We start from the raw sequence: 24,989 nt of genomic DNA, 5'->3' as shown, positions 1-24,989 counted from the left end.
GTTCGAGCGCTGTGATGGGGGGTGAGGGCGTACACCCTGTGCGGTAGTTGTGGCACTAGGTGGTCGTTGGCCGGATCGGGTCGTGACAGGACGCGGGGTGGGTGGTCACAATGGGCGGTCCGGCCCGAGGTACGGGTGTCGGATCAGGGAAGGGCCGTCGGCGGGTATGGGCAATGGCGAGATGGCGGTGGGTGCCGCACTGACCGCCCGGATCGCCGCCGCGATGACCGCGGCACAGTCGGGTGGGCACGAGAGCGCGGCCGCCGAGATCGACGCGATCCGGGCCGAGTTGGGCGGCGTACCGAGCTACGCGCTGGCGGCTGCGGAGTACGTGCGTGGTGTGACGGCGCACCACGCCAGCGACGCGGACGAGGCGCTGCGAGCCGTCGACGCCTGTGTCGAGATCGCCCGCGCGATCGACGAACCGGGCTGGGAGGCGAACGCCCTCCCGGTCCGCATCATCAACCTCGCCCGCAGCGGCCGCGGCGGCGACACCGTGAACGACCTGGTCGCGGCCGAGGCGGCGTTGAACCGGACGAAGGACGCCGGCCTGATCGCCTGGGCGCACACCGGCCTCGGTTACGCGTACGACGTGCTGCGGCTTTTCGAACTGTGCATTCCGCATTACGAGCTCGCCACCCAGTTGGACGACGACGTGTTCGACCTGGCCGAGTCCGAGGCGATCGACCGCCTGAACCTCGCCGAGACGTACCTGCGCTGGGCGCACGAGCTCGAGCGCCTCGGTGATCCCTTGTATACAAAAGAGATCGAGGAGCGCCTGGCCTCCGCGGCGTACTGGTCGCGGGAGGCCGAGCGGGTGATCGTCGACGACGAGAGCCAGGAGTTCTGGCGGCTCAGCGCGCGGCTCTGGCTCGCGGCGGCCGTCACCGCGGAGGATCCGGAGCAGGCGGTCTCGGACCTGACCGCGATCCGCGACGAGATCAGCAAGCTCGGCGAGACCGAGCGGCTCGCGATCGCCGGCGCCTACCTGGCCAGGGCGTTGCGCGCGCACGGGAAGACCGACGAGGCGAAGGCAGCCGCGGACCGGGCCGCCGACGACCTGATTCCGTTGGCCGATCCATCGACGCACATCCTGGTGCTGCAGACCCGTTCGGAGATGGCCGCGATCGACGGTACGCCAGGATCGGCCGCTGGGCTGGCGTACGCGCGTTCGGTCGCCCAGGGTTGGTGGAAGGAACGGCAGCGGGCGCTCAACGCCGTACGGCATGCGCTGGCGGCGCACGATCTGCCGGCCCGGCACGACGCCGAGTGGCACGCCGCGCGGCAGGATCCGCTGACCGGCGTGGGGAATCGTCGCGCGCTCGACGAACGACTGACCGCGGCCCGGGACTCGGGCCGCGCCGTGACGCTGCTGGCGATCGACGTGGACCGGCTGAAGGTCGTCAACGACACGTTCGGGCACGCCTGCGGGGACGAACTACTGCAGGTTGCTGCAAATCTGCTCGTAGAACAAGCGCGAGCGACCGATGCCGTGGTTCGATCGGGTGGCGACGAGTTCTTCGTGGTGCTCGACCAGCCGGACGCCAAGGGCGGTGCGCAGCTGGCCGAGCGGATCCGGGTCGCGGTCGAGGCGATCGCGGCGACGACGGACAAACCGTGGTTGCGCCGGCTCGGGCTGAGTCTCGGGTACGCCGCGACCGCCGAAGGACTCGGTGTCGAACAGCTGATCAACAGGGCCGACCTGCGGCTGTACGAGGACAAGCGCCGGAAGAGCTGAGAGGGGGGTGTGGTGCGCGAGACGTCGGGGGTGACGGCGCGAATCGCGGCGGCGATGACGCGGGCCCAGTCGGGCCACGCGGTCGAGGCGATGGGCGACATCAACGAGCTGCTCGCCGAGCTCGATCCGGATCCGAGCCACGAGCGGGCCGCCGCGGAGTACGTCCGCGCGGTCGCGGCGCATCACGCCACCGACTCGGTCGAGGCCCTGGATGCGGTCGACGGCTGTATCCGGGTCGCCCGCGCGATCGACGAGCCCGGCTGGGAGGCGAACGCGATCGCGCTGCGGATCGTCACGCTGATCCGGACCGGCGAGGGCGGTGACTCGGTCGCGGACCTGGTCGCCGCCGAGAATGCGCTTTCGCGGACCAGGGACCTCGGCCTGGCCGGCTGGGGACACACCGGCCTCGGGTACGCCTACGACCTGCTCCGGCTGTACGAGCTCTGCATCCCGCACTTCGAGCTCGCCGCCGCGGGCGACCACGATCCGCTGGGGCTCACCGAGTCGCCGGCGATCACCCGCCTGAACCTCGCCGAGTCGAACCTGCGCTGGGCACACGAGCTCGAACGGCTCGGCGACACGTCGTACGACGAGGAGATCCGGGAACGCAAGCGCGCCGCGCACCGCTGGGCGGGGGCGGCGGTCGAGGTGATCGTCGCGTCCGACCTGCTCGGGTACTGGCCGATGGCCGGACGGATGTGGCTCGCCGCGAGCAACGACGACAGCGACGCGGCCGGAGCAGCGGTGATCCTCAAGGACTGCCGCGATCAGCTGGCGAAGCTCGGTGACCTCGAGCTGGCCGCGATCGCGGGAACGTACCTGGCCAAGGCATACCTGACGCTCGGCCGGACCGGTGACGCGATGGAGACCGCCGATCGGGCCGCGAGCGACCTGCCGCTGACGTCGGATCCGCCCGTGGAGGCGCTGGTCCGGCACACCGTAGTCCAGGTGATCGCGGCGTCCGGGGACGACGGCGCGGCGACCGGCCTGCAGTACGCACGGGCGATCAGCCGCGGGTGGTGGGCGGAGCGGCTGCGCGGCCTGTACGCCGTACGCAGCGCCCTCGCGAACCACGAGCTCTCGATCCGGCACGACGCCGAATGGCGGGCGGCCCGCGAGGATCCGCTGACCGGTGTGGGGAATCGGCGCGCGCTCGACGAGCGGATGGCGGCCGCGCAGGCCTCTGGCCGTTCGGTCGGGGTGGTCGCGATCGACGTCGACAATCTGAAGGTGATCAACGACAGCTTCGGGCACGCCAGCGGCGACGAAGTCCTGCGCCGGGTCGGGTCGCTGCTGGTCGAGCAGTGCCGCGCGGAGGACGTGGTGGCACGCGCGGGCGGGGACGAGTTCGTCGTCGTACTGGACAATCCGGACGAGCGTGGTGCGCGGGAGCTGGTCGAGCGGATCAAAAGCGCGGCGGATCGGGTGGCGGAGCAGGCCCAGGCGCTCGGAAGCACGCCGTGGTTCGCGATGCTGCGGCTGAGCGTCGGGCAGGCGAGCAGCGTCGACGGTACGCCGATGGCGGAGCTGCTGCGCGAGGCCGATCGACGAATGTACGCCGACAAGCGCCGCCGCCGAGGTTAGGGCGCCTCTGCTATCCCGCGCCTACTGCGCTTGGCACTCAGTAGTTCAGAAAGCCTTCTACGACGAGGTTTCTGATCTGTGGGAGGTAGTCGGCGAGGACGTCGACGATCGGACGGTCCATCAGGTCTGCCAGTGCGGCGAGGATCTGGCCGGTGCTCAGCTCGCCGTCACACGCCCCGACGAAGCCGGCCAGGACGGTGTCGACCTGTTCCGCGCGGCGCATCCCGCGCTGCCGCCGGAGCACGATGGTCGCGGGGTCCTCGGCGCCCGGTTGGCCGGTCGTCTCCTGGATGACGTCGTCGGCGACCCGCAGATGCAGGGCGGTCAGGTCGGCCGGCAGGCCTTCGCGGCGTTCGAAGCGGTGCAGGACATGCGGGCCGATCGGGCGTTCGATCTCGTACGGCCAGGACTCGGCGTCGAGCGATCCTTCGACGTTGTGCAGGGTGATCCAACCCATACCGATCGCCTCGACGTTCTGCTCGTCGAGGTAGCGCGTCCACTCGTCGTACCTGGTCGTGTACTGCGGCGTGCCGTGCAGGCCGGCGTCGCGGAGCCAGAGTTCGACGTACTCCGACGGGTCGAGTTGCTCGCGCTGCACGGCCCACGCGGACCGGTCCGCCGTCCACGCGGCGATGCGCTCCTGCCAGTCTTCGCCGCGTACGCAGGTCCAGTTGGCGAGCAACTGGCACCAGCCGCCGTCGGTCAGGTGCTCGGGGGCCTGCCGGACGAGCTGCTCGACCACGGCGTCGCCGGTGAACTCGGTCTCGCGGTACGTGAGGCCGCCGCCCGGTGGGGAGATGACGTACGGCGGGTTGCTGACGATCAGGTCGAAGCGCTCGCCGCGGACCGGCTCGTACAGGCTGCCGTCGCGGAGGTCGAGGTCGATACCGTTGAGTGCCGCTGTCGCCGCCGCGAGTTGCAGGGCCCGCGGGTTGACGTCGGTCGCGACCAGTTGGTTGACGCGATCCGCGAGGTGCACCGACTGGATGCCGCAGCCGGTGCCGATGTCGAGCGCCCGGTCGGCCTTGACCGGCACGGTCAGGTGGATCAGGCTGAGGCTCGCGGGCGCGATGCCGAGCACGTAGTCGGAGCGCATCGGCTCGCGTCGCCCGTCGAGGCCCGGGGTGAGGTCGGCAACCACCCACCACTCCCGCTCGTCTTCCGCGAACGGCCGGACGTCCAGCAGCGCCTTGACGTCGGATCCGCTGCGCTCGAGGATGCCCAGGGCAACTAGATCGTCGGCCGGAAATGCTTTACTGACAAGATTTTCCGGGACAGCACGTTGCAGCAAGAACAGCCGGATCATCGTGTCGAGCGCATCGCCCGAGCCCGTCCGCCGCGCCGCCGGCGCCGTCTCGTTCCGCGCCAGCGCCGCATTCGCCCGCTCCCCGAGCCGCTCGGCGACCCCGTCCACGGTGTACCCCGCCCCGGCAAACGCCGTCCGCAAACCCTCCACAGCATTCCCCGTCAACATGCACCCATCCTCCCACCCACCGCGGCCGCAGCTCGACAGGTAGAGCACCGCGAGACACCGTACGCGGGCTGAGCTTTCACGCTCAGGTGCACTACCCGCGGGGTCCACACATCCTGTCGAGCTGCCGATCGCGAGGTTATGGATTGCAGGTGAGCTTGGCTTCGGCCCAGTCGGCGTGGTCGCTGGTGTTGCCGTCGCCGCCGTCAGTGACCTGGAGAGTCAGGGTCTGGGCGCCGGTGACGTCGACCGAGGTCGAGGCGGTGGGAGATGTTCCGGTCAGTTGATCGGAGGTGTATCTGGCGGTGCCGTCGGTGAGGACCTTGAACGTGACCTTGCCGCGGTCCTCCATCTCGTCGTCGATACCCAGCTTGCTGGTGAACGTCGTGCAGTTCCCGCCGAGCCGCACCGAGACCGATGAGGGCGCGTGGGCGCCGAGTCCCTTCGCGTACTGGGTGCCGTCGAGTGTGATCGGCGCACCGTCGCCGGCCGCGTCCTCACCGTTGCTGTGGTCGCGTTCTACCGGTCCCCAGCCGTTGGTCGAGTCGAGGAACTCCAGGTCGCTGACCCAGTTCTCCCCAGTAGGTGCCGGCGGCAACGGCTTGTCCGCGATCGTCGCCGCGAAGAATCCGAGTCCGCCGCCGGGCAACTCGATCGCCTTCACCGTCTTCCCCGGATCCAGTGGCACGGCGGTGTAGAACACCCGGTAGTCCGTCGTCGTATTACCCAAACCGCTCGGTGTGTAACGCCCCTTGACCGAAACGGCAAGCGCGGCGCCACCGGTGGTCGGGTCCTGGCAACACCAGTTCGGCAACTGGAAGGTGCCTTCGGACGTGGTGCCGTCGGTGTAGATGATCGTGACGGTCCCACGAGCGTTGAGGCTCGCGCCGGCGCCGAGTAGTGCGAGGTGCGAGCCGGTGCCCGAGACCAGGATCGGCGCGGACTGGTTCTTCACCACGTTCGGTGTACCCGGCGCTCCGGTCGGCCAGGTGAAGTCGGCGCCCTGGACCGTTACCTTGGCGCCCGGCGAGTAGCCGGCGGCCGCGAGTGCTTCGCCATTGAAGCTGTCACCGGATCCGTCGAAATTGCCTTGTGTATAGGTGTTTGCATCGCTGATGCCGACCAGGTTGGCTGCCTGGGACAACGATGCGTACGGCAGCTCGGCAGTGGCCGAAGCAGAGCTCGAGTAACTCTTGCCTTGAGCAACGTAACTTGCCTTGAGCTGCAGAGTGAAGCTCGCAGGCTTGACGTCCGCGCCGGGCGTCACCTGCAGCTTGGCGGTGACAGTCCGGCCGGAGCGGACCGAGGCGAACTGGTCGGCGCCGCTGACAGTCCAGCCGGCCGGAACCTGCACGGCCAGGGCAACGTTGCGGAGGGTGCCGGGCGTGTTGTTGCGGAACGTGGCGGTCACCTCCGTTGCCTGGCCAGGGGCGTTCCAGAGCGACGGTGTCATGAGCTCCGGGGTGCCGAAGGTGTTGCTGACATCCGGTCCGCCGACCGAAGAGGTGCCGGAGAGGCGAACCACGGCAGACCGTGAGGTGGCGATCGACCCGGTCTGTACGGTGACGACGCCGTTCGCGAAGCTCCACTTGGCGGGATGCCCGTCGATGGTGACGTCGTGCGGCGCGGTGCCGGTGTGCAGAGTCAACTCGTACGGGCGCGCCGTCGGCTTGCCGTCGTACGAACCGTTGCTGCGACCGATGTTCACGGTGATGTCGCCGCGGCCGCTGGTCGGCGCGTCGACCGCGAACGTCTGCGTCGCGGACTTCGTCGAGCGGGTCACGCGGTCGTCCTCATAGAGGTTGAACGACGACTTGCCCGACGGGTAGATGTCGACGCTGACCGGGTCGCCCGGCTTCTGTTCGGCGGCGTTGTTGATCCCGGACTTCCACATCGGCACCACCGCGCCCGCCTTCACGAACAGGGGCAGCGTGTCGAGCGGTGCGTGGTACCCGTTCACGGTCGTCGGGCCCTGGTACACCCGGCCGCTCCAGTAGTCGACCCATCGGCCCTTCGGCAGGTAGATCCCGTTCTTCACCTCGTCGGCGCCGTACATCGGCGCGACCAGGAACTCCTTCCCGGCCAGGAACTCGTACTTGGTCGTGTCGTCCCAGGTGTGCGGGTCGTCCGGGTACTCCAGTACCAGCGACCGGTTGAGCGGCGCGCCGGTGCGGTGCGCCTCGGCGGCGTACGTGTAGAAGTACGGCAGCAGCCGCTCGCGGAGCTTCAGGTACTTGCGGTTGATCGAGGTGTACGGGTCGCCGTACGCCCAGGGCTGCTTGTACGCCGGCGTCGACCAGCCGGACATGCTCATGAACGCCGGGTTGAACACCTTCCACTGCAGATCGCGGACGTACGAGGTCGCCGAGCCGCCGAAGATGCCGTCGATGTCGCCCGCGCTGTAGGCGATCCCGGAGTTGCCGGAGCCGGTGATCGCCGGGATCTGCCACCTGATCGCATCCAGCGAACCGCTGTGGTCACCGGTCCACTGCACCGCGCACCGCTGCGCGCCGGCCCAGCCCTCGACCATCCACGCGAACCCGCGGGCGTTGCTGTACTGCTCGATCCCGTCGTGCGCGGTGTCGCAGGCGCTCAGCGCGTATCGGTACCCGGGGCCGACCCAGGCGACATCGAGCTTCCGGACCCGTACACCGGCGTCGCCGACCTCGGCCTGCTGCCGGTCGAGATTGGACTGCGTCCACAGGCCCATCTGGAGGTTCCGGGCTCGCAGTTCGTCACCGGTCTGCTTCAGGGCGGGGATGTCGCGCTTGCCCCACCAGGTGCCGTCCACCTGCTCGGAGTCGGTGGTGGCGGAGTACCCGCAGCCGTAGTCGTCGTTGACGAGCATCCAGCCGCCGGGCATGTCCTCGTCGTGGAACTTCTGCGCGACCTTCACCGCGTCGAGCGTGGTGACCTTGTCCGGGTTGACCTTCCAGTCGTTGCTCGGATCCGGGTCGGTCGCGTAGTGACCGCGGTTGTAGCAGTCGGAGTCGCCGTACTCGAGTCCGTAGATCGGCGGCATGAACGGCCGGCCGGTGAGTTCGGTGTAGCGGTCCAGCGACGTCTTCAGGTCGCCGACGAAGTAGTACGCGTCGAAGCGCTTCTCGTCGTGACTAGTTACAACCGGACTAGTGAAGGTGTAACTACCCGGGCTGAACGTGTTCCGGAGAACGCCGTACCCGGCGGTGCTCATGTAGTACGGCGACGCGTTCGGGTTGCCGCCGTCCTCCCAGTTGAAGTCCTTGGAGATCTTGATCGTCTGGTCGCGGTGCGAGAACCGGCCGTTCTGCATCCCGCCGCCGAAGAACTGCTCGTTGGCGGCGCGGCCGAGCGTCTGGGTGGTGGAGGTGTCGGTCCACGACAGCGGTGCGGTCTCGGACCACACCAACTGCCCGTTGGAGCGGTAGAGCGAGAATTTCAGCGGGTGCTTCTGCGCCCGTACCTCGATCTTCCCGGTGCTCAGCGAGTAGTACGTGCCGCGGTCCCGCCACGTGGTCCGGGGCGTCCCGTAGTCGGTCTTGGTGACGATGTTCGACGCCGGAGCGCCCGGATCGGTCGGTGGGGTGTTCGCGGGGTCGGTGAAGTTCCCGTCCGGGGCCATCCACAGGCGGAACACGTCGTCCTTCAGGAACACGACGCGCACCTTCGCCGGACCGGCGCTGAGGGTGTACGTCGCGTGGTCGGCCGCGAACCCGGTCACGTCACCGAGCGTGGTCGCGGCTGCCTGGGCGGCAGGCGCGGTGTACACGAGTGCGCCTGCCAGCAAGGCCAGTGCGACTACTGAACGTTTCATGCGGACAAAGATGCTCATGATTGCCTCACTTCACGCACCAATGAACAAGATGCCCACAGTGAAGCTCACCGGCTGCGGATTGTCATCAGGTCAGCTTCATCAAGTTGAGACGGTGTCTCCATCACGGAGTGAAACAGGGCAATGACGATGAGCGCATGGTGAACTTGCGTCCCACGAGCCCCACTGACCCCGTTCTCACCAGGCGTCACCTGCTGACGGCGGGTCTGGCGGCCGGCCTCGCGGCAGGAGTGACAGCAGGCGCGCCGGGCCTGGCGCACGCGTCACCGTACGACCCAGGAACCTCCCTCGACGTGGGGAGCGCCGCCACCCCGGACGGGATACACGCTGCGGGCGACCCGGACTTTCACCCGGTGAAGTTCCGGCTGCCGGCGCCGACCGGGCGGAAGGCACTCGGGACGACCACGCTGCACCTGATCGACCGTTCCCGCCCGGACCCGTCGATGCCGAGCGGCCAACGCGAACTGATGATCAGCCTCTGGTACCCCGCGGAGATGTCCAGATCGCCGTACGCGACCTATATGCCGGCCCGCACCGCGGTCGCGGTCGACGACGTGTGGACAGGCGAGTACGGCCTAGCGCTGCCGCCCGGCTCCTTCGACTTCGGTAACACCGTGACGCATGCACGCGTCGACGCGCGCATGCAGCGGCTGCCGCACCCAGTCGTACTGTTCTCGCCCGGCTATCAGTACAGCCGGTTCGTGAACACTGCGCAGGTGGAGGACCTGGCCAGCCGCGGGTACGTCGTCGTGACGATGGACCACCCACACGAGACGCCGGTCGAGTACCCGGGCGGCCGATTCCTGCCGGGTCTCGTCTCGGACGAACCGCCACAGCCGTCGGACATCCGCGCGGCGGTCGAGACCCGGACCGCCGACGCGCGGTTCGTCCTGGACCAGCTGGAACGGATCGCCGACGGACAGAATGTCGATGCCGAGGGCAAGGAGTTGCCGGAGGGCGTAGCGGAAGGCCTGGAACTGCGCCGGACCGGGATGTTCGGCTTCGCACTCGGCGGCTACACGGCCGCGAACACGATGCTCGCGGACGAACGGGTCCTGGCCGGCGCGGACCTGGACGGCACCTTGCAGGACGACCGGCTGAGGGGCCCGCTCGGCGATGTCGCGGAGCACGGGCTGGATCGGCCGTTCCTGCTGTTCGGCTCCGGCGAGACCCAGCGGACCGAGCCGGGCAAGGACTTCTACGACAAGTCGTGGGCAACCTTCTGGCAGGCGCAGCAGGGCGGGAAGCTCAACCTCGCGCTGACGAACACCAAGCAGAAGGCCTTCACCGACTTCCAGTTCATCTTCTCCCAGCTGTTCCACGAGATCTACGGGACCGATCCGATCATCACCTCGGTGATGAAGGCGCTCGTCGGCAGTGCGAAGCCGGCCCGCAGCGTGCTGGCGCAGCGCGAGTACCTCGGGGCGTTCTTCGACCAGACGCTGCGGCATCGCCCGGAGCCCTTGCTGCGCGGCGATTCCGCGCGGTATCCGGAGGTGCGGTTCGTCCGGTGAATCCCTCGGGAGAGGAAGGTACTTCCCTCGCGGGAGTGATCCGCTCGAGGAGACGGTTGGACAGGGTTTCAGCATGACCACGATGACTCGCCGTACGATGCTCGCCCTGCTCACCGCCGGCGCCACCTCGGCCGCTGTCCCGCAACTGGCTCAGGCGGCGCAGACCACAGCCCGTACGGCCTATAGCCCAGTACTGCCCGAGCCGACCGGTGCGTACCGGATCGGAACCACCGAGCTCCACCTGGTCGACAAGTCTCGCCGGGACCCGTGGGTACCGGAGCGGGTGCGCGAGCTGATGATCAGCATCTGGTACCCGGCGCTGCCCGTCCTCGGCGGTCCTCGCGCCCCGTACGCCCCGGCGCACGCGGCCGGACCGCTGGCGGACCAGATCGGCGACGTACTCGAGCTCAAGCCCGGCAGCATCGACCTCGCCCGTACGCTGACGCACGCCCGGACCGGCGCACCGGCGCTCGGACGGCACCCGGTCCTTCTCTACTCGCCGGGCATGGGGACGTCCCGCCTGATGGGCACAAACCACGTGGAGGAGCTCGCCAGTCGCGGGTACGTCGTCGTCGCGATGGACCACACCGGTGAGGCGCCGGTGGAGTTCCCCGGCGGTCGTGTCGTACCGCTGACCATGCCCGCCTCCGAGGACGTGATCAAACCTGCGACCGCGGTCCGGGTCGCCGACACGCGGTTCGTCCTCGACACCCTCGACCGGCTCGCGGCCGGCGCGAACCCCGACGCCGAACGGCGGCCGCTGCCGATCGGTCTTGCCGCGGCGCTCGACCTGCGCCGGACCGGGATGTTCGGCTACTCGCTCGGCGGGTTCACCACCGGCGAGACGATGCTCGTCGACCGCCGGATCGCGGCCGGGGCGAACCTGGACGGCACCCTGCAGTACGGGCATCCGGCCCTGGAGCTCAGCGACGTCGCCAAGAGCGGTCTGGACCGGCCGTTCCTGTTGTTCGCCAGCGAGCACCACACCCACCTGCCGCAGCCCGGCTCGCCGTACGAGGACGGATCCTGGATCAGCTTCTGGAATCATCAGCGGGGCTGGAAGCTCGATCTGCGGTTCCCTGAGGGAACGCACGGTGCCTTCGCGGACTACCAGTTCATGATCCCGGCGATCGCGAAGGCGTCCGGCGTACCGCAGGCGAAGGTCGAGGAACTGCTCGGTAAGGTCGATCCGGAGCGCAGCGTGGCGGCGCAGCGGGCTTATCTCGGTGCATACTTCGATCAGTTCCTGAAGGGGCGGCCGCAACCGCTGCTGCGGCGCGAGTCACCCCGGTTCCCGGATGTGGAGTTCGTCCGCTGAGGGGGTTGACGGCGGTGTCTTCGGCCACTTTCTGAAACCCTGGGAGGCGCGCAGGCGGCTGCACCGGTTACCGTGCGTTGAGAGACGCGATGCGAAATGCGTTGCCGTCGGCCGTACTCTGTCCTCGGGCAGGTCGGTCTGTGCTCGGGGGAACAGACGTCGGGACAGGGGCGTTTCGTCAGGACGAGAACAGTAGGGAGCGCAGTGGCAGGGGCAGCAGGGACAAAGACAGCGGCAGGGACCCGTTTGGTGATCGTCGAGTCGCCGAAGAAGGCGCGGATGATCGCCGGCTTCCTCGGGTCCGGGTACGTGGTGGAGTCCAGCTTCGGCCACATCCGGGACCTGCCGAGCGGGGCGGACGAGATCCCGGCGAAGTACAAGGGCCTGCCCTGGGCACGGCTCGGGGTGAACGTCGACGAGCACTTCGATCCGCTGTACGTCGTACCGGCGGACAAGAAGGCGCAGATCCGTAAGCTCAAGGATCTGCTCAAGGGCGCCGACGAGCTCTTCCTGGCGACAGATGAGGACCGCGAGGGCGAGGCCATCGCGTGGCACCTGCTCGAGGAGCTGAAGCCGAAGGTCCCGGTCAAGCGGATGGTCTTCCACGAGATCACGCCGAAGGCGATCCAGGACGCGGTCGGCAACGCCCGGGACATCGACGAGGACCTGGTCGACGCCCAGGAGGCGCGCCGGATCCTCGACCGCCTGTACGGGTACGAGGTCTCCCCGGTGCTCTGGAAGAAGGTCATGCCGCGGCTGTCGGCGGGCCGGGTGCAGTCGGTCGCGATCCGGATGGTGGTCGACCGCGAGCGCGAGCGGATCGCGTTCCGCAGCGCCTCGTACTGGGACCTGGACGCCACCCTGGACGCCGGCGAGAACCGGAACCCGCGACTGTTTCCCTCCCGCCTGGTCTCGGTGGACAGCAAGCGGGTGGCACAGGGCCGCGACTTCAGTTCGATCGGTGAGCTCAAGGGCGCGAACACCGTCCACCTGAACGAGGCCGCCGCGACCGCGCTGGCCGGCGCGCTGCGGGACTCGCAGTTCACCGTCCGGTCGATCGAGTCCAAGCCGTACACCCGCAAGCCGTACGCGCCGTTCCGGACCACCACGCTGCAGCAGGAGGCCGGCCGCAAGCTCGGCATGTCCGCGTCGCAGACCATGCAGGTCGCCCAGCGGCTGTACGAGAACGGCAACATCACCTATATGCGTACCGACAGCGTCACGCTGTCGGACACCGCGATCACCGCCGCCCGGGCGCAGGTCCGCGAGCTGTACGGCGCGTCGTACCTGCCGGACAAGCCGCGCGTCTACACCTCCAAGGTGAAGAACGCCCAGGAGGCGCACGAGGCGATCCGGCCGGCCGGCGAGACGTTCCAGACCCCGGCACAGACCGGGCTGAGCGGTACCGAGTTCCGGTTGTACGAGCTGATCTGGATGCGGACCATCGCGTCGCAGATGCGGGACGCGATCGGCAACAGCGTCTCGATCAAGATCGACGCGACCGCCTCGACCGGTGAGAAGTGCGAGTTCACGTCGTCCGGCCGGGTGATCACGTTCCACGGATTCCTCAAGGCGTACGTCGAGGGTGCGGACGACCCGTCCGCGGGGACGGACGACCAGGAGACGCGGCTGCCGGACGTGTCCGAGGGTGACGTACTGCCCGCGTCCGAGGTGGTCGCTTCCGGGCACGAGACCAAGCCTCCCGCGCGCTACACCGAAGCCACGCTGATCCGCGAGATGGAAGAGCGCGAGATCGGCCGCCCGTCGACGTACGCGACCATCCTCGGGACCAACGTCGCCCGCGGGTACATCTACAAGAAGGGTCAGGCGCTGGTTCCGGCCTGGCTCGCGTTCGCGGTCGTCCGGTTGCTCGAGGAGCACTTCACCCGGCTGGTGGACTACGCGTTCACCGCGACGATGGAGGACGTGCTCGACGAGGTCGCCGCGGGTGACCTGCAGCGCGAGGGTGTGCTGGCGCGGTTCTACTTCGGCGACGACAACCTCGAGGGCCTGAAGTCGATGGTCACCGACCTCGGCGACATCGACGCCCGGCAGATGTCCACCTTCCCGGTCGGCGGTGACGACTCCGGGATCGTGCTCCGTGTCGGCCGCTACGGTCCGTACGTCGAGGACAAGGACGAGCGCCGCGCGAACGTCCCCGAGGACCTGCCGCCGGACGAGCTCACGGTCGAGAAGGCGCAGGAGCTGCTCGAGCAGCCGTCGGGCGTCGAGCACGAGCTCGGCAATGCGCCGGACACGGGCCTGAAGGTGGTCGCGAAGGCGGGCCGCTTCGGTCCGTACGTGACCGAGGTGCTGCCGGAGGACGCGCCGAAGGGTGCGAAGCCGCGGACCGGTTCGCTGCTGAAGTCGATGACGCTGGACGCGATCGGGCTCGACGACGCGATGAAGCTGCTGTCGCTGCCGCGCGTGGTCGGGAAGGACCCGGAGTCCGGTGACGAGATCACGGCGCAGAACGGGCGCTACGGACCGTACCTGAAGAAGGGCACGGACTCGCGGTCGCTGTCGACCGAGGAGCAGATGTTCGACATCACGCTCGAGGAGGCTCTTCGCATTTACGCCGAGCCGAAGCAGCGTGGCCGGCGGGCTGCGGCGCCGCCGCTGAAGGAGCTGGGCGAGGACCCGGAGTCGAAGAAGCCAGTGGTCGTGAAGGAGGGGCGCTTCGGTCCGTACGTCACCGACGGGGAGACCAATGCGACGCTCCGCAAGGACGACTCGGTGGAGACCATCTCGCTGCTCCGCGCGGCCGAGCTGCTGGCGGACAAGCGCGCCCGTGGCCCGGTGAAGCGGCCGGCCAAGAAGGCACCCGCCAAGAAGACCGCCGCCAAGAAGACTGCGGCTGCCAAGAAGACGACTGCCAAGAAGGCGACGACCAAGAAGGCCGCCGCCAAGAAAACCACCGCAAAGAAGGCACCCGCAAAGAAGTCCTGAGGACCTCACCACTTCCCGGAACGCCGGACGAACACAGGAGCGCGGATGACGAGTGCGGTGCAGGTCGGCGCGCTCCGGCTGGGGGAGCGCAGATGACTAGTGCGGTGCGGGTCGGCGCGCTCCGGCTGGGGGAGCGCAGATGACTAGTGCGGTGCGGGTCGGCGTGTTGCGGGTGGGGGTGCGCGGATGACTAGTGCGGTTGAGGTCAGTGCGCAGCGGTTGCGGGAGCGGGGGGAGCGGGTGACTCCGGCGCGGCTTGCGGTCGTTGAGGTGCTCGCGGGGACCGAGGAGCATCTGAGTGCGGAGCAGATCGGCGAACGGGCCGAGCAGCTCCGCCCGGGAATCCACCGCGCCACGGTCTACCGCGCCCTCGACGCGCTCGGGGAGTTCGGTCTCGTCACGCACGTCCACCTCGGTCGGGCCGGCACGACGTACCACCTGGCCGGCGACCTCGCCCCCCGGCACCTGCACCTGCGCTGCTCCGAGTGCGGCACCGTCTACGACGCCCCCGGCGACACCCTCGAATCAGCCCGCAAAAAGCTCGCCCGCGACCTCGGCTTCCACCTGGCCCCCGAACAAGTAGCCCTAGTAGGCACCTGCAAAAACTGCCAACCCCCAACCTAAACCCCACCCCCCGCCCCCGCGCCCGCGCCCGGGCCCCGCGCCCGCGAGCTCCGCCCGCGCGCGCCCCCCGCGCCGCGTTTCCGCTCAGCTCGGGTGGATATCCACTCGAGCTGGGGGTTCTTCGGTGGTGTACCGGTAGAGAACGCTCAAGGGGCGTGGATATCCGCTCGTGTTGGAGACCCGCGCCGCCGCGCCCCGCACCGCCGCGCCCGCACCCCCGCGCCGCCCGCGCCCGCGCCCGCCCCGCGCCGGCCGCGCTCTGCGCCGGGCCGCGGCGCCGCTCCCGCGCGGGTGGATATCCACCTGTGTTGGGGGTTCTTCGGTGGTGTGCGGGTAGAGAACGCTCAAGGGGTGTGGATATCCGCTCGTGTTGGGGACGTGCGCCGTCGTGCTGGGAGGATGGCCGGCGGGTGGGGTTGTCCATATCTGTTCATCGGTGTGGAGTTGTGAACAGTTTGGGCTTAGGGTCGACTTCTGTGACTGACTACGTCGAGGACTTTGGGTCCGGGGCGAATGTGCTGCCCCCGCGTTCGTGGCTGGATGACGACTCCGGGCGGGTTGCCCTCAGCGGGGACTGGAGCTTCCGGCGCTCCCCGACCGTGGCCGCCGCACCGGACGACCTCGACAACCCGGACACCTCCGGCTGGGACACGATCGTGGTGCCCGGCCACTGGCAGCTGAACGGGTACGGCAAGCCCGCGTACACGAACGTGGTGTACCCGTTCCCGCTCGAGCCGCCGTACGTGCCGACCGACAACCCGACCGGCGACTACGTCCGTACGGTGACGGTGCCGGACGACTTCGCCGGCGCCCGGATCGTGCTGCGCTTCGAGGGCGTGGACTCCCGGTTCGCGGTGTACGTGAACGGCGAGCAGGTCGGCTGGTCGTCGGGTTCGCGGCTCGCGTCCGAGTTCGACATCACCTCGTTGGTTGCTCCGGGCAAGGAAGCGCGGATCGCGGTCCGCGTCCACCAGTGGTCGACCGGCAGCTACGTCGAGGACCAGGACATGTGGTGGCTGTCCGGGATCTTCCGCGAGGTCAACCTGCTCGCGCTCCGCCCGGACGCGCCGACCGACGTCTTCGTCAAGGCCGCCTGGGACCACATCGACGGCGCGGGCACGCTGCTCGTCGAGTCCGACGTACCAGGCACGGTCAGCATCCCCGAGCTCGAGCTGGAGCTGCCCACCGGCGAGCACACCCGGATCGACGGCGTGCAGCCGTGGAGCGCCGAAGTACCTCGCCTGTACGACGCCGTACTGCAGACCGCCGGCGGCGCGGTCCGGCTGCGGATCGGGTTCCGTACGGTCGCGATCGTCGACGGGATCTTCACCGTCAACGGCAACCGGGTGCTGTTCAACGGCGTGAACCGGCACGAGTTCCACCCGGATCGCGGGCGGACCGTGAACGAGCAGGACATGCTCGACGACGTACTGATCATGAAGCGGGCCGGCATCAACGCGGTCCGCACCAGCCACTACCCGCCGCACCCGCACTTCCTGTCGCTCTGCGACGAGTACGGGCTGTACGTGATCGACGAGTGCGACCTGGAGACGCACGGCTTCGGGTACGAGCCGCAGCCGCCGAAGCTGCCGAACCCGGTGATGGATCCGCGCTTCCGCGACGACATGGTGCAGCGGATGCGCCGGACCGTGCACCGCGACAAGAACCACCCGTCGATCGTGATCTGGTCGCTCGGCAACGAGTGCGGGATGGGTTCGAACCTGAAGGACATGTACGACCTGGTGAAGGAGCTCGACCCGTCGCGGCCGGTGCACTACGAGCGCGACACCGAGGCGGAGTTCGTCGACATCTACTCGCGGATGTACACCTCGCCGGAGGGCTGCGCGGAGATCGGCGCCGACACGTCGAAGTACCGGAACCTGCCGTTCATCCTGTGTGAGTACGGGCATGCGATGGGGAACGGGCCGGGCGGGCTGCTGGACTACCGCGAGGTGTTCGAGAAGTACCCACGCTGTCAGGGCGGGTTCATCTGGGAGTTCATCGATCACGGTCTGCGGACGACGATCGACGGGCGCGAGGTCTACGCGTACGGCGGCGACTTCGGGGAGACGATCCACGACGGGAACTTCGTCTGCGACGGGCTGCTGTTCCCGGACCGGACGCCGTCGCCGGGCATGCACGAGTACGTGAAGGTGATCGAGCCACTCCGAATCGTTGCCGACGGCAACCGCGTGTCGATCACCAACCTGTACGAGGTGCTCGACACGAGCCACCTTCGCCTCCAGGCCCGGGTCGAGGCCGAGGGTGAGATGGTGGCCGACGGCAACCTGCCGTTCCCGGTGATCGCGCCCGGCGAGACAACCTCGATCGAGTTGCCGCCGGGGGTGCTGAAGCAGAGCGAGCGTACTGAGGCCTGGCTGACAGTCACGGCCGAGTTGGCCGAGGCGACGCCGTGGGCCGAGGCCGGTCACCGGATCGCCTGGGGCCAGATCCGCCTGGACGAGCCGGCGCCTGCTGCTCCTGTGGTTGCTGGTACTCCGGCTGAAGGTACAGCTGGTGTTGACGGGATCTCCGTTGCCGGTGTGCGGAATGCTCGGGTGGAGGTGTGGCGGGCGCCGATCGACAACGATGCGATTCCTGGGGTTGCGGCCAAGTGGCGTGAGGAAGGGCTGCACCGCGTGCAGCACCGGATCGTTTCGCAGGGCGAGCGCGACGGTGCCTGGGAGGTCGTGACGCGGACCGCGCCGCCGCAGCTGCAGTGGGGTCTGCGCAGCACTTGGCGCTGGACCGCGGTCGACGGCGCGGTCGTGCTGGAGCTCAGTGTCGTACCGGAAGGCCTGTTCCCGGAGGTGCTGCCGCGGTTGGGCATCACGTTCGAACTGCCGAAGGCCGAGCGCGTCGAGTGGTTCGGAACCGGCCCGAACGAGGCGTACGTCGACACCCGCGCCGCCGCCGCGGTCGGGAAGTACTCCGCAACGGTCGCCGAACTGCAGACGCCGTACGTCCGCCCGCAGGAGAACGGCCACCGCATCGACACCCGCTGGGCGACGATCGACGGCCTGCGCATCGAGGCGGTCGACCAGCTCTTCGGCCTCACGGTCCGCGACTGGACGACCCAGGACCTCGAGAACGCCAAGCACACAGCAGACCTGGTCGCCGGTGACACCACCTACGTCACGATCGACCTCGCCCAAACGGGCGTCGGCACCGCCGCCTGCGGCCCAGCCCTCCCCGATCGCGACAAACTCAAGACGGCCCCGGCCAACCTCACCCTCCGCTTCACCTCCTGACCTGGACCGCCACGCAGGCACAACCCCCGTTTTCGGCCCCGAAACCGGCCGAAACCGGGGGTTCTGCCTGCCTGGAGATCCGCCGCCGCTCAAATGGCGATGGTTGGGCGGGGGTGGGGGTGGGTGGCTGATGGGTTGTAGGTGGTCCAGGCCTGGGCCAGGCGGTGGACGGCTTCGGTGAGGGCGTTCGGGTGGGCTCGGTAGTGCAGGCGGATGTGGGCGTTGCTGGTGCCGGTGATGTCGAGGCCTGCGCCGGGAAGGATGGCCAGGCCGTGGCGGAGGGCGGTCTGGGCGAAGGACGTGCCGTCGCCGTACGGGAGGCGTACCCACAGGCACTGGCCGCCGTGGACGGTCGGGATCTCCCATGTGGGGAGCGCCTGGGTCAGCTGCTTGTACAGGTGGTCGTGGCGGGTCTTGAGGGTCTCGCGCAATTCCGGAGCGTCGAGCAGCGGTAGTAGGTGGACTGCGGCCAGCTGGGTCGGGATGTTGCCGCCCAGGTCGTGTACGGCGCGCAGGCGGGCCAGGCGGTTGACCAGTGGTGTCGCCGCGCGCACCCAGCCGATCCGCAGACCGCCCCAGATGCTCTTGCTCAGTGAGCCGATGGAGATGACCGCATCGCCGTACGCCGCGATCGGCATCGGCTCCGGCTCGCCCGGGAACCCCAGGTCGCCAGGCACCTCGTCCTCGATCAACGGCACCCCCGCGCCGGCCAGCCGCTGACGAGCCAGAGCGGACAGCACCGAGCCAGTCGGGTTCTGGTACGTCGGGATCACGTACGCCACCGCGGGACGCCGCTCCCGTACAGCCGCCTCGAAGCCGTCCAGCCCCACTGGCAACCCACGCAGTACAGCGCCCTGCTCCCGGAACACCTCCAGAGCACCTGGGTACGTAGGCGCCTCCACGAGCACCTGGTCGCCGGGCGACACCAGCGCGTGCGCCAGCAACGAGAGCGCCTGCTGGCCGCCGTTGGTCACCAGGATCTGCTCAGGTCTCGTAGGAACCCCACGAGCCGTGTAGCGCTCCGCCAGCGCCTGCCGGAGCGACGGGTGCCCGTACGGGTAGTACCCGATGTCGTCGTCCACGTGAGCCAACTCCGGCGCGATCCGTGCGAACGCCTCCGCCAGCTGCGGCGGCGGATCAACCGGTGCAGCACAGACAGCCAGCAGTACGCCGTCGTCGCGGGCCTCTAGCGAGTCGAGGAAGAGCGGGTCGACCGGGGCGTCCTCCTGCTGTCCGTCCGTCGCCACGCCGGCCACGCGGGTGCCACTGCCCTGGCGGCGGGTGATGCGCCCCTCGGCCCGGAGCAGGTCGTACGCCGCGACCACGGTCGTACGGCCGACTGCCAGTGCGCCGGCGAGCGCGCGGTCCGGTGGCAGCAGTACGCCGGGTGGGAGCTCACCGTCGTCGATGAGCCCGCGGAGCCGGGCCGCGAGCAGCACGTACAGCGGGCCGCGGCCGGACGACCAGCGGCCCAACCGGTCCACAACCTCGATTGGCCTCATCTGCGAACCAATTCTGCCGGATTGGCTCTCCAGTGGCGAGCGGATGCGCTGAACGATGGAGGCATGCCGACCTTTCCGCGCCACCAGATCATGTCCCTGACCGCCGAGCAGTCCCGGCACGAGCTGGGCGAGAGCTACGGACCGGACCTGCGGCTCGCAGACCTGCTGGGGTCGGAGCTGGACGGTCTCGAGCTCGGGTACGGCACCGCGGCCGGTGATCCGCGGCTGCGCAGCGCGATCGCCGAGCGTCACGGCGTACGGCCCGAGGAGGTGGTCGTCACCGTCGGAGGGATGCACGGAATCTTCCTGCTCGCGTACCTCCTGGTGGACCAGGGCGAGTTCGTCACGACGGCCCCGCTCTTCCCGATGACGCAGAGCATCTTCGACACGGTGGGAGCGTCGGTTCGCGTTGTACCGCTGGGGTTCGACGACGGATACCAGCTGACCGCCCAGGCAGTCCGGGCGCAGCTGACGCCGCAGACCCGCCTGGTCAGTCTGGCCACGCCGCAGAATCCGTCCGGTGTCGCCGTACCCAGGCAGGTGCTGCGCGAGATCGTCGAGGCGATGAACGAGGTCTGCCCGGACGCTTGGCTGATGGTGGACGAGACCTACCGCGTCGCGTCGTACGGCGAGGAGCCGATCGCGGAGACCGCAGCGACTCTAGGGCCGCGCGTGGTGGTCGCCGCCTCGTTGTCGAAGTGTCATGGGGCGGCAGGGTTGCGGATCGGATGGGTGATCAGCACGGATGCGGCGCTGGTGGAGAAGTTGACGACGGCTAAGTTCAGTACGGTCGTTTCTGCTTCCCCGGTGTGCGAGGCGCTGGCGGTGCGGGTCTTCGCGCAGGAGGACGAGATCCTCAGCCACCGCAAGAACTGGCTGGAGGAGAACCTTCTGATCACCCAAGACTGGGTTGCGGCCAACAGCGAGGTCGTGGAGTGGGTCCGGCCTGACGGGGGCGCGCTGTGCGTCGTGCGGCTGAAGGCGGGGCTCGACCTGGAGCGGTTCAAACGGGCCGCTGTCGAACTCGACGTACGGCTGGCGGACGGGGACTGGTTCGGGGACGATCCGCGGGTGTTCCGTCTCGGCTTCGGGTTCCTGCCCGCAGGCGAGCTGAAGGCCGCCCTGGATGCCCTGCGCGAGGCGCTGCACACTGCGCACTAGATGCAGTGCAGTGGGCTGTCCATGCCTCCTACTAGGCTGGCGCTGTGCCGGAGGCCTATGACCCGTTGACCGATCCTGCACCGGCGCACGACGTGCGCGCGGTGTTGCGGATCCGGGCGTTCCGGCGGCTCTGGATCGGGTTCGGGCTGTCCAGCCTCGGTGACTGGATCGGGCTGCTGGCACTGACCGCGATGGCGAAGTCCTTCGCCGGTGACAACTACCAACTGGCGAACTTCGCGATCGGCAGCGTGCTGTTCCTGCGCGTCCTGCCCGCGCTGGTGATGGGCCCGGTGGCCGGCTGGATCGCGGACCGCCTCGACCGGCGCTGGACGATGATCCTCGGCGACCTGATCCGGGCCGCGTTCTTCGTCACGATCCCGATCGTGCACACGCTCACCTGGCTGCTGGTCGCGACCGTGCTGATCGAGGTCGTCAGCCTGATCTGGGGCCCGGCCAAGGACGCCAGTGTGCCCAACCTGGTGCCCCGGCACCGGCTCGAGGCCGCGAACCAGATCAGCCTCATCACCACGTACGGCTCCGCGCTCCCGGCCGCCGTGATCTTCACCGCGATCACGCTGGTCACCCGCTGGGCCGGCGACTTCTCCATCGACCTGGCCGTGTACGTGAACGCCGCCACCTTCGCGATCTCCGCGTTCGCGATCGTGTCGGTCGCCGAGATCGGCCGCGCGGTGCACGACCACGAGGACCATCCGACGCTGTGGCGGACGATGGTCGAGGGCTGGTCGTACGTCACCGGTACGCCGGTGGTGCGCGGCCTGGTCGTGGGCATCTCCGGAGCGTTCGCGGCCGGCGCGGTCGTGATCGGCCTCGGCCGGACGTACGTCGAGGATCTCGGCGCCGGCGATCCGGGGTACGGCCTGCTGTTCGGTGCGGTGTTCGGCGGTCTCGCCCTCGGTATGGGGTTCGCGCAGCGGATCTTCTCCGGGCTGTCCCGGCGCCGGCTGTTCGCGGCCGGGCTGGTCGGGTCCGGCATCTGCCTGGCCGGGCTGGCGCTGATCCAGCAGATCGAGATCGCCACGATGATCGCGATCCTGCTCGGGTTCTGCGCCGGCGGCTCCTGGGTGTCCGGGTACACGCTGCTCGGTCTCGAGGTGCCGGACGCGGTCCGTGGGCGGACGTTCGCGTTCGTGCAGTCCGCGGTCCGTACGGTGCTCGCGGTCACGCTGGCGATCGCGCCGTTCGCCGCGGGCGCGATCGGCCGTCACACCTGGACGATCGGCGGCCGTTCGGCGACGTACAACGGCGCCTCGATGACGATGGTGATCGCTGCGGTGGTGGCCGGCGTGATCGGCCTGCTCGCCTGGCGGCAGATGGACGACCGGCCGGGCGTGCCGTTCTGGCGCGACGTCCGGCGGAGCTTCGGCAAGACCCGTGGCGACTACCCGACGACCGGGCTGTTCATCGCGCTCGAGGGCGGCGAAGGCGCCGGCAAGTCGACCCAGTCCGCGCTCCTGGTGAAGTGGCTGGAAGAGCAAGGCCAGCAGGTGCTGCTGACCCGCGAGCCCGGCGCCACCGACCTGGGCAAGACGCTGCGCCAGATCGTCCTCGACCCGGCGACCGGCGACATCTCCCACCGCGCCGAGGCACTGATCTACGCGGCGGACAAGGCCGAGCACGTCGACTCGGTGATCAAGCCGGCGCTCAAGGCAGGTGCCGTCGTGATCACCGATCGGTACGTCGACTCCGCGCTGGCCTACCAAGGCTCCGGGCGGGACCTCGATGTGTCCGACGTCGAGCGGGTGAATCGTTGGGCCACCAACGATCTCCGCCCGAACCTGACGATCCTGCTCGACCTGCCGCCGAAGAGCGGGCTCGGCCGGTTCAAGGAACGGGACCGGATCGAGGCGCAGGGCGACGCGTTCCACGAGCGCGTCCGGCACGCGTTCCTCGAGCTCGCCGCCGCCGAGCCGCAGCACTATCTCGTCCTCGACGCGTCCCAGGACCGCGAGGACATCGCAAAGCAGATCCGCGCCCGCCTCCAACCGATCCTTCCGAAGGTGACTCCATGAGTGTTTGGGACGATCTGGTCGGGCAGGAGCCCGCTGTGGCCGTGCTGCGGCGGGCCGTTGACGGAGCGGCCGCCGTGCTCCGTGGCGAGGGCGGAGCCGCAGTCGCCGGCATGACGCACGCGTGGCTGATCACCGGCCCGCCCGGGTCCGGCCGGTCCAACGCGGGTCGAGCGTTCTCCGCCGCGCTGCAGTGTGCGAACGACGGCTGCGGCGAGTGCAACGACTGCCGGACGGCTCTCAGCGGCGCGCACCCAGACGTGTCCTTGATCCGTACGGAACTGTTGTCGATCCGGGTCAGTGAGGTCCGCGAACTGGTCCGCCGCGCGGCGATGAGCCCGACGCAGGGCCGGTGGCAGGTGATGGTCGTCGAGGATGCGGACCGGTTGACCGAGCAGGCCGCCGACGCGTTGCTGAAGAGCATCGAGGAGCCGGCGCCGCGGACCGTCTGGGTGCTGTGCGCGCCGACGGTCGAGGATGTCGTACCGACGATCCGATCGCGCTGCCGGCTGCTGGTGCTGCGGACGCCGCCGGCCGCCGCGGTCGCGGAGATGCTCACCCGGAAGCTCGACGTGGATCAGGACCTGGCCTGGTTCGCGGCGCGGGCCGCGCAGGGGCACATCGGACGGGCGCGGGCACTGGCGCGGGACGCGGAGGTGCGCGAGCGGCGTACGAATGTGCTGCAGGTGCCGTTCGCGCTGCGGGACCTCGGGTCGTGCCTGAAGGCGGCGCAGCAGTTGCTGGACGCTGCCAAGGTGGAGGCGAAGGCCAGCGCCGAGAAGGTCGACGAGAAGGAACGCGCTGCCCTCGAGCAGGCGCTCGGCGTCGGCACGAAGGGCGCCAAGCCGCGGGAGGCGAACGCGGCGCTCAAGGAGCTCGAGGACCAGCAGAAGGCCCGCGCCAAACGCTGGGAGCGCGACGTGCTCGACCGCTCGCTGGTCGATCTGATGGCGCTCTACCGCGACGTACTGGTGGCGCAGACGCGGTCCGGGAGCGAGCTGATCAACGCCGAGCTGCAGCGCCCGATCGAGCAGCTCGCGGCCCGCACCACGGCCGAGCAGACCGTCCGCCGGATCGACGCGATCGGGATGTGCCGCGAGGCGATCGAGGCGAACGTGGCTCCGCTGGTCGCGCTCGAGGCGATGACGGTTTCGTTGTTCGAGGGCCGCAGCGACGGCTTCAAGATCCCGCGCCGCGTGCTGCGCTGAGCCTCCGGCGGTGAGCGGGTCGGGCGTGAGGCGTGCCTCACGTCCGATTACTGGGCGATCGGTGTAACACCGAGACCAGCGAGTCCGATGACTGGGTGTCCGGGCGAAGTGGACCGCCCGGCATTACTTTCGAACGGACAGCGATGGACCAGCCGCCCTCACCGATCCAGCCGGCACGGCAACCGTTGCCGTCGGCGGAGTCGTGGCTGGAGGGCGTCCCGGATCCTGTGCAGCAGCGACAGGACGGGTACGCGATCGCCGCGTTCGCGGTCAGCCTGCCCGGACTGGTGCCGATCGCGGTCGTACTGGCCGGGGTCGCGTTGCGCCGGATCAAGCGGCTGGGCAGGCGTGGCAAGCGGCTCGCGTACGGCGCGTTGCTCGTCTCCCTGTGCTGGGTACTCGCGATCGGTACCGCCGTCACGCTCAACCTGGTCGCCGAACACCGTCGCGGGATCGGCCGGACCGTGTCGATCTCCCAGGTCGACGTCGGGCGCTGCTTCGACGCGGACCTGGAGTCGCAGGCGCTCCGCCTGGTACGGATCGCGGACTGTGCGCAACCGCATACCGGCGAGGCGTACGCGAAGGTGCAGGCGGCCCTGGTCGGCCTGACCGCCGCGCAGACCGGCGCGACCGCGACCCAGCAGTGCGCCGACGCGTTCGTCGATTTCGTCGGGAAGCCCTACGAACGGTCGGAGCTCGACATGTATTACGTGGTCCTGGAGGACCGCGCGGTTGCTGACGGCAACGTCCTGTGCCTGTTGGGGATGCCGGGCATGCACCTGAGCGGTACGATGCGCGGATCGCAGCGTTAGCGCCCGCGGGGGATGTGGG

The 24,989-nt window shown here is 69.2% G+C and carries 14 protein-coding genes; 11 read left to right on the top strand and 3 right to left on the bottom strand.

Features of this window, described 5'->3' with window-relative positions:
* Positions 1-166 precede the first annotated feature (166 nt).
* Positions 167-1,738 carry a diguanylate cyclase domain-containing protein gene (locus ACGFI6_RS07280; protein WP_393115907.1) on the top strand — a complete coding sequence of 524 codons (1,572 nt, stop codon included), beginning with the start codon at positions 167-169 and terminating at the stop codon, positions 1,736-1,738.
* 12 nt (positions 1,739-1,750) lie between these two features.
* Positions 1,751-3,322, top strand: a complete 1,572-nt coding sequence (locus tag ACGFI6_RS07275) for a diguanylate cyclase (protein ID WP_393115905.1) — start codon at positions 1,751-1,753, stop codon at positions 3,320-3,322.
* A 37-nt stretch (positions 3,323-3,359) separates the two neighbouring features.
* Here ACGFI6_RS07275 and ACGFI6_RS07270 read toward each other — a convergent pair whose 3' ends face one another.
* Both ACGFI6_RS07270 and ACGFI6_RS07265 read right to left on the bottom strand, forming a co-directional pair.
* On the bottom strand, positions 3,360-4,796 hold the full coding sequence (locus ACGFI6_RS07270) for a methyltransferase (protein ID WP_393115903.1): 1,437 nt from the start codon (positions 4,794-4,796) through the stop codon (positions 3,360-3,362).
* 136 nt (positions 4,797-4,932) lie between these two features.
* The gene (locus ACGFI6_RS07265; RefSeq protein WP_393115901.1) at positions 4,933-8,586 is read right to left on the bottom strand and encodes an NPCBM/NEW2 domain-containing protein; all 3,654 of its coding nucleotides are present in this window, start codon (positions 8,584-8,586) and stop codon (positions 4,933-4,935) included.
* Between the two features lie 155 nt (positions 8,587-8,741).
* Between ACGFI6_RS07265 and ACGFI6_RS07260 the strand changes: the two genes are divergently transcribed.
* From ACGFI6_RS07260 to ACGFI6_RS07240, 5 genes are all read left to right on the top strand, one after another.
* Positions 8,742-10,118, top strand: coding sequence for a hypothetical protein (locus tag ACGFI6_RS07260; RefSeq protein ID WP_393115899.1), 1,377 nt, complete (start codon positions 8,742-8,744; stop codon positions 10,116-10,118).
* A 73-nt stretch (positions 10,119-10,191) separates the two neighbouring features.
* Positions 10,192-11,436: an alpha/beta hydrolase family protein gene (locus ACGFI6_RS07255; protein ID WP_393115897.1), complete on the top strand. Its 1,245-nt coding sequence runs from the start codon at positions 10,192-10,194 to the stop codon at positions 11,434-11,436.
* Between the two features lie 249 nt (positions 11,437-11,685).
* Complete coding sequence (gene topA / locus ACGFI6_RS07250) at positions 11,686-14,385, top strand: type I DNA topoisomerase (protein ID WP_393115895.1); 2,700 nt, start codon at positions 11,686-11,688, stop codon at positions 14,383-14,385.
* 186 nt (positions 14,386-14,571) lie between these two features.
* Positions 14,572-15,009 (top strand): Fur family transcriptional regulator, encoded by a 438-nt coding sequence (locus tag ACGFI6_RS07245; protein ID WP_393115892.1) that lies wholly within the window; start codon positions 14,572-14,574, stop codon positions 15,007-15,009.
* A gap of 476 nt (positions 15,010-15,485) precedes the next feature.
* Positions 15,486-18,260 carry a glycoside hydrolase family 2 TIM barrel-domain containing protein gene (locus ACGFI6_RS07240; protein WP_393115890.1) on the top strand — a complete coding sequence of 925 codons (2,775 nt, stop codon included), beginning with the start codon at positions 15,486-15,488 and terminating at the stop codon, positions 18,258-18,260.
* 89 nt (positions 18,261-18,349) lie between these two features.
* Here ACGFI6_RS07240 and ACGFI6_RS07235 read toward each other — a convergent pair whose 3' ends face one another.
* Positions 18,350-19,762 (bottom strand): PLP-dependent aminotransferase family protein, encoded by a 1,413-nt coding sequence (locus ACGFI6_RS07235; protein WP_393115887.1) that lies wholly within the window; start codon positions 19,760-19,762, stop codon positions 18,350-18,352.
* A 63-nt stretch (positions 19,763-19,825) separates the two neighbouring features.
* On the opposite strand from ACGFI6_RS07235, the gene ACGFI6_RS07230 reads away from it, so the two are divergent.
* The 4 genes from ACGFI6_RS07230 (at position 19,826) to ACGFI6_RS07215 (ending at position 24,970) form a co-directional block, all read left to right on the top strand.
* Positions 19,826-20,923 (top strand): pyridoxal phosphate-dependent aminotransferase, encoded by a 1,098-nt coding sequence (locus ACGFI6_RS07230; protein ID WP_393115886.1) that lies wholly within the window; start codon positions 19,826-19,828, stop codon positions 20,921-20,923.
* 44 nt (positions 20,924-20,967) lie between these two features.
* Positions 20,968-22,953 carry a dTMP kinase gene (gene tmk, locus ACGFI6_RS07225; protein ID WP_393115883.1) on the top strand — a complete coding sequence of 662 codons (1,986 nt, stop codon included), beginning with the start codon at positions 20,968-20,970 and terminating at the stop codon, positions 22,951-22,953.
* Positions 22,950-24,158 (top strand): DNA polymerase III subunit delta', encoded by a 1,209-nt coding sequence (locus tag ACGFI6_RS07220; RefSeq protein ID WP_393115880.1) that lies wholly within the window; start codon positions 22,950-22,952, stop codon positions 24,156-24,158. The genes tmk and ACGFI6_RS07220 overlap by 4 nt, the downstream gene beginning before the upstream one ends.
* A gap of 143 nt (positions 24,159-24,301) precedes the next feature.
* Entirely contained in the window at positions 24,302-24,970 is a 669-nt protein-coding gene (locus ACGFI6_RS07215) for a DUF4190 domain-containing protein (RefSeq protein ID WP_393115877.1), read from the top strand.
* Positions 24,971-24,989: the final 19 nt, after the last annotated feature.

Source organism: Kribbella sp. NPDC048928 (assembly GCF_043197975.1).
Lineage (GTDB): Bacteria > Actinomycetota > Actinomycetes > Propionibacteriales > Kribbellaceae > Kribbella.
Note: the sequence above shows the minus strand (reverse complement) of the source record. Positions and strands in the feature narration are given on the sequence as shown.

Excerpts from the sequence above, each read along its gene's own strand:
- ACGFI6_RS07235 (WP_393115887.1), bottom strand. The coding sequence starts at position 19,762 with ATGAGGCCAATCGAGGTTGTGGACCGGTTGGGCCGCTGGTCGTCCGGC.
- ACGFI6_RS07260 (WP_393115899.1), top strand. The coding sequence starts at position 8,742 with ATGGTGAACTTGCGTCCCACGAGCCCCACTGACCCCGTTCTCACCAGG.
- ACGFI6_RS07230 (WP_393115886.1), top strand. The coding sequence starts at position 19,826 with ATGCCGACCTTTCCGCGCCACCAGATCATGTCCCTGACCGCCGAGCAG.
- ACGFI6_RS07220 (WP_393115880.1), top strand. The coding sequence starts at position 22,950 with ATGAGTGTTTGGGACGATCTGGTCGGGCAGGAGCCCGCTGTGGCCGTG.
- ACGFI6_RS07270 (WP_393115903.1), bottom strand. The coding sequence starts at position 4,796 with ATGTTGACGGGGAATGCTGTGGAGGGTTTGCGGACGGCGTTTGCCGGG.
- ACGFI6_RS07280 (WP_393115907.1), top strand. The coding sequence starts at position 167 with ATGGGCAATGGCGAGATGGCGGTGGGTGCCGCACTGACCGCCCGGATC.
- ACGFI6_RS07265 (WP_393115901.1), bottom strand. The coding sequence starts at position 8,586 with ATGAAACGTTCAGTAGTCGCACTGGCCTTGCTGGCAGGCGCACTCGTG.
- ACGFI6_RS07215 (WP_393115877.1), top strand. The coding sequence starts at position 24,302 with ATGGACCAGCCGCCCTCACCGATCCAGCCGGCACGGCAACCGTTGCCG.
- ACGFI6_RS07245 (WP_393115892.1), top strand. The coding sequence starts at position 14,572 with ATGACTAGTGCGGTTGAGGTCAGTGCGCAGCGGTTGCGGGAGCGGGGG.
- ACGFI6_RS07255 (WP_393115897.1), top strand. The coding sequence starts at position 10,192 with ATGACCACGATGACTCGCCGTACGATGCTCGCCCTGCTCACCGCCGGC.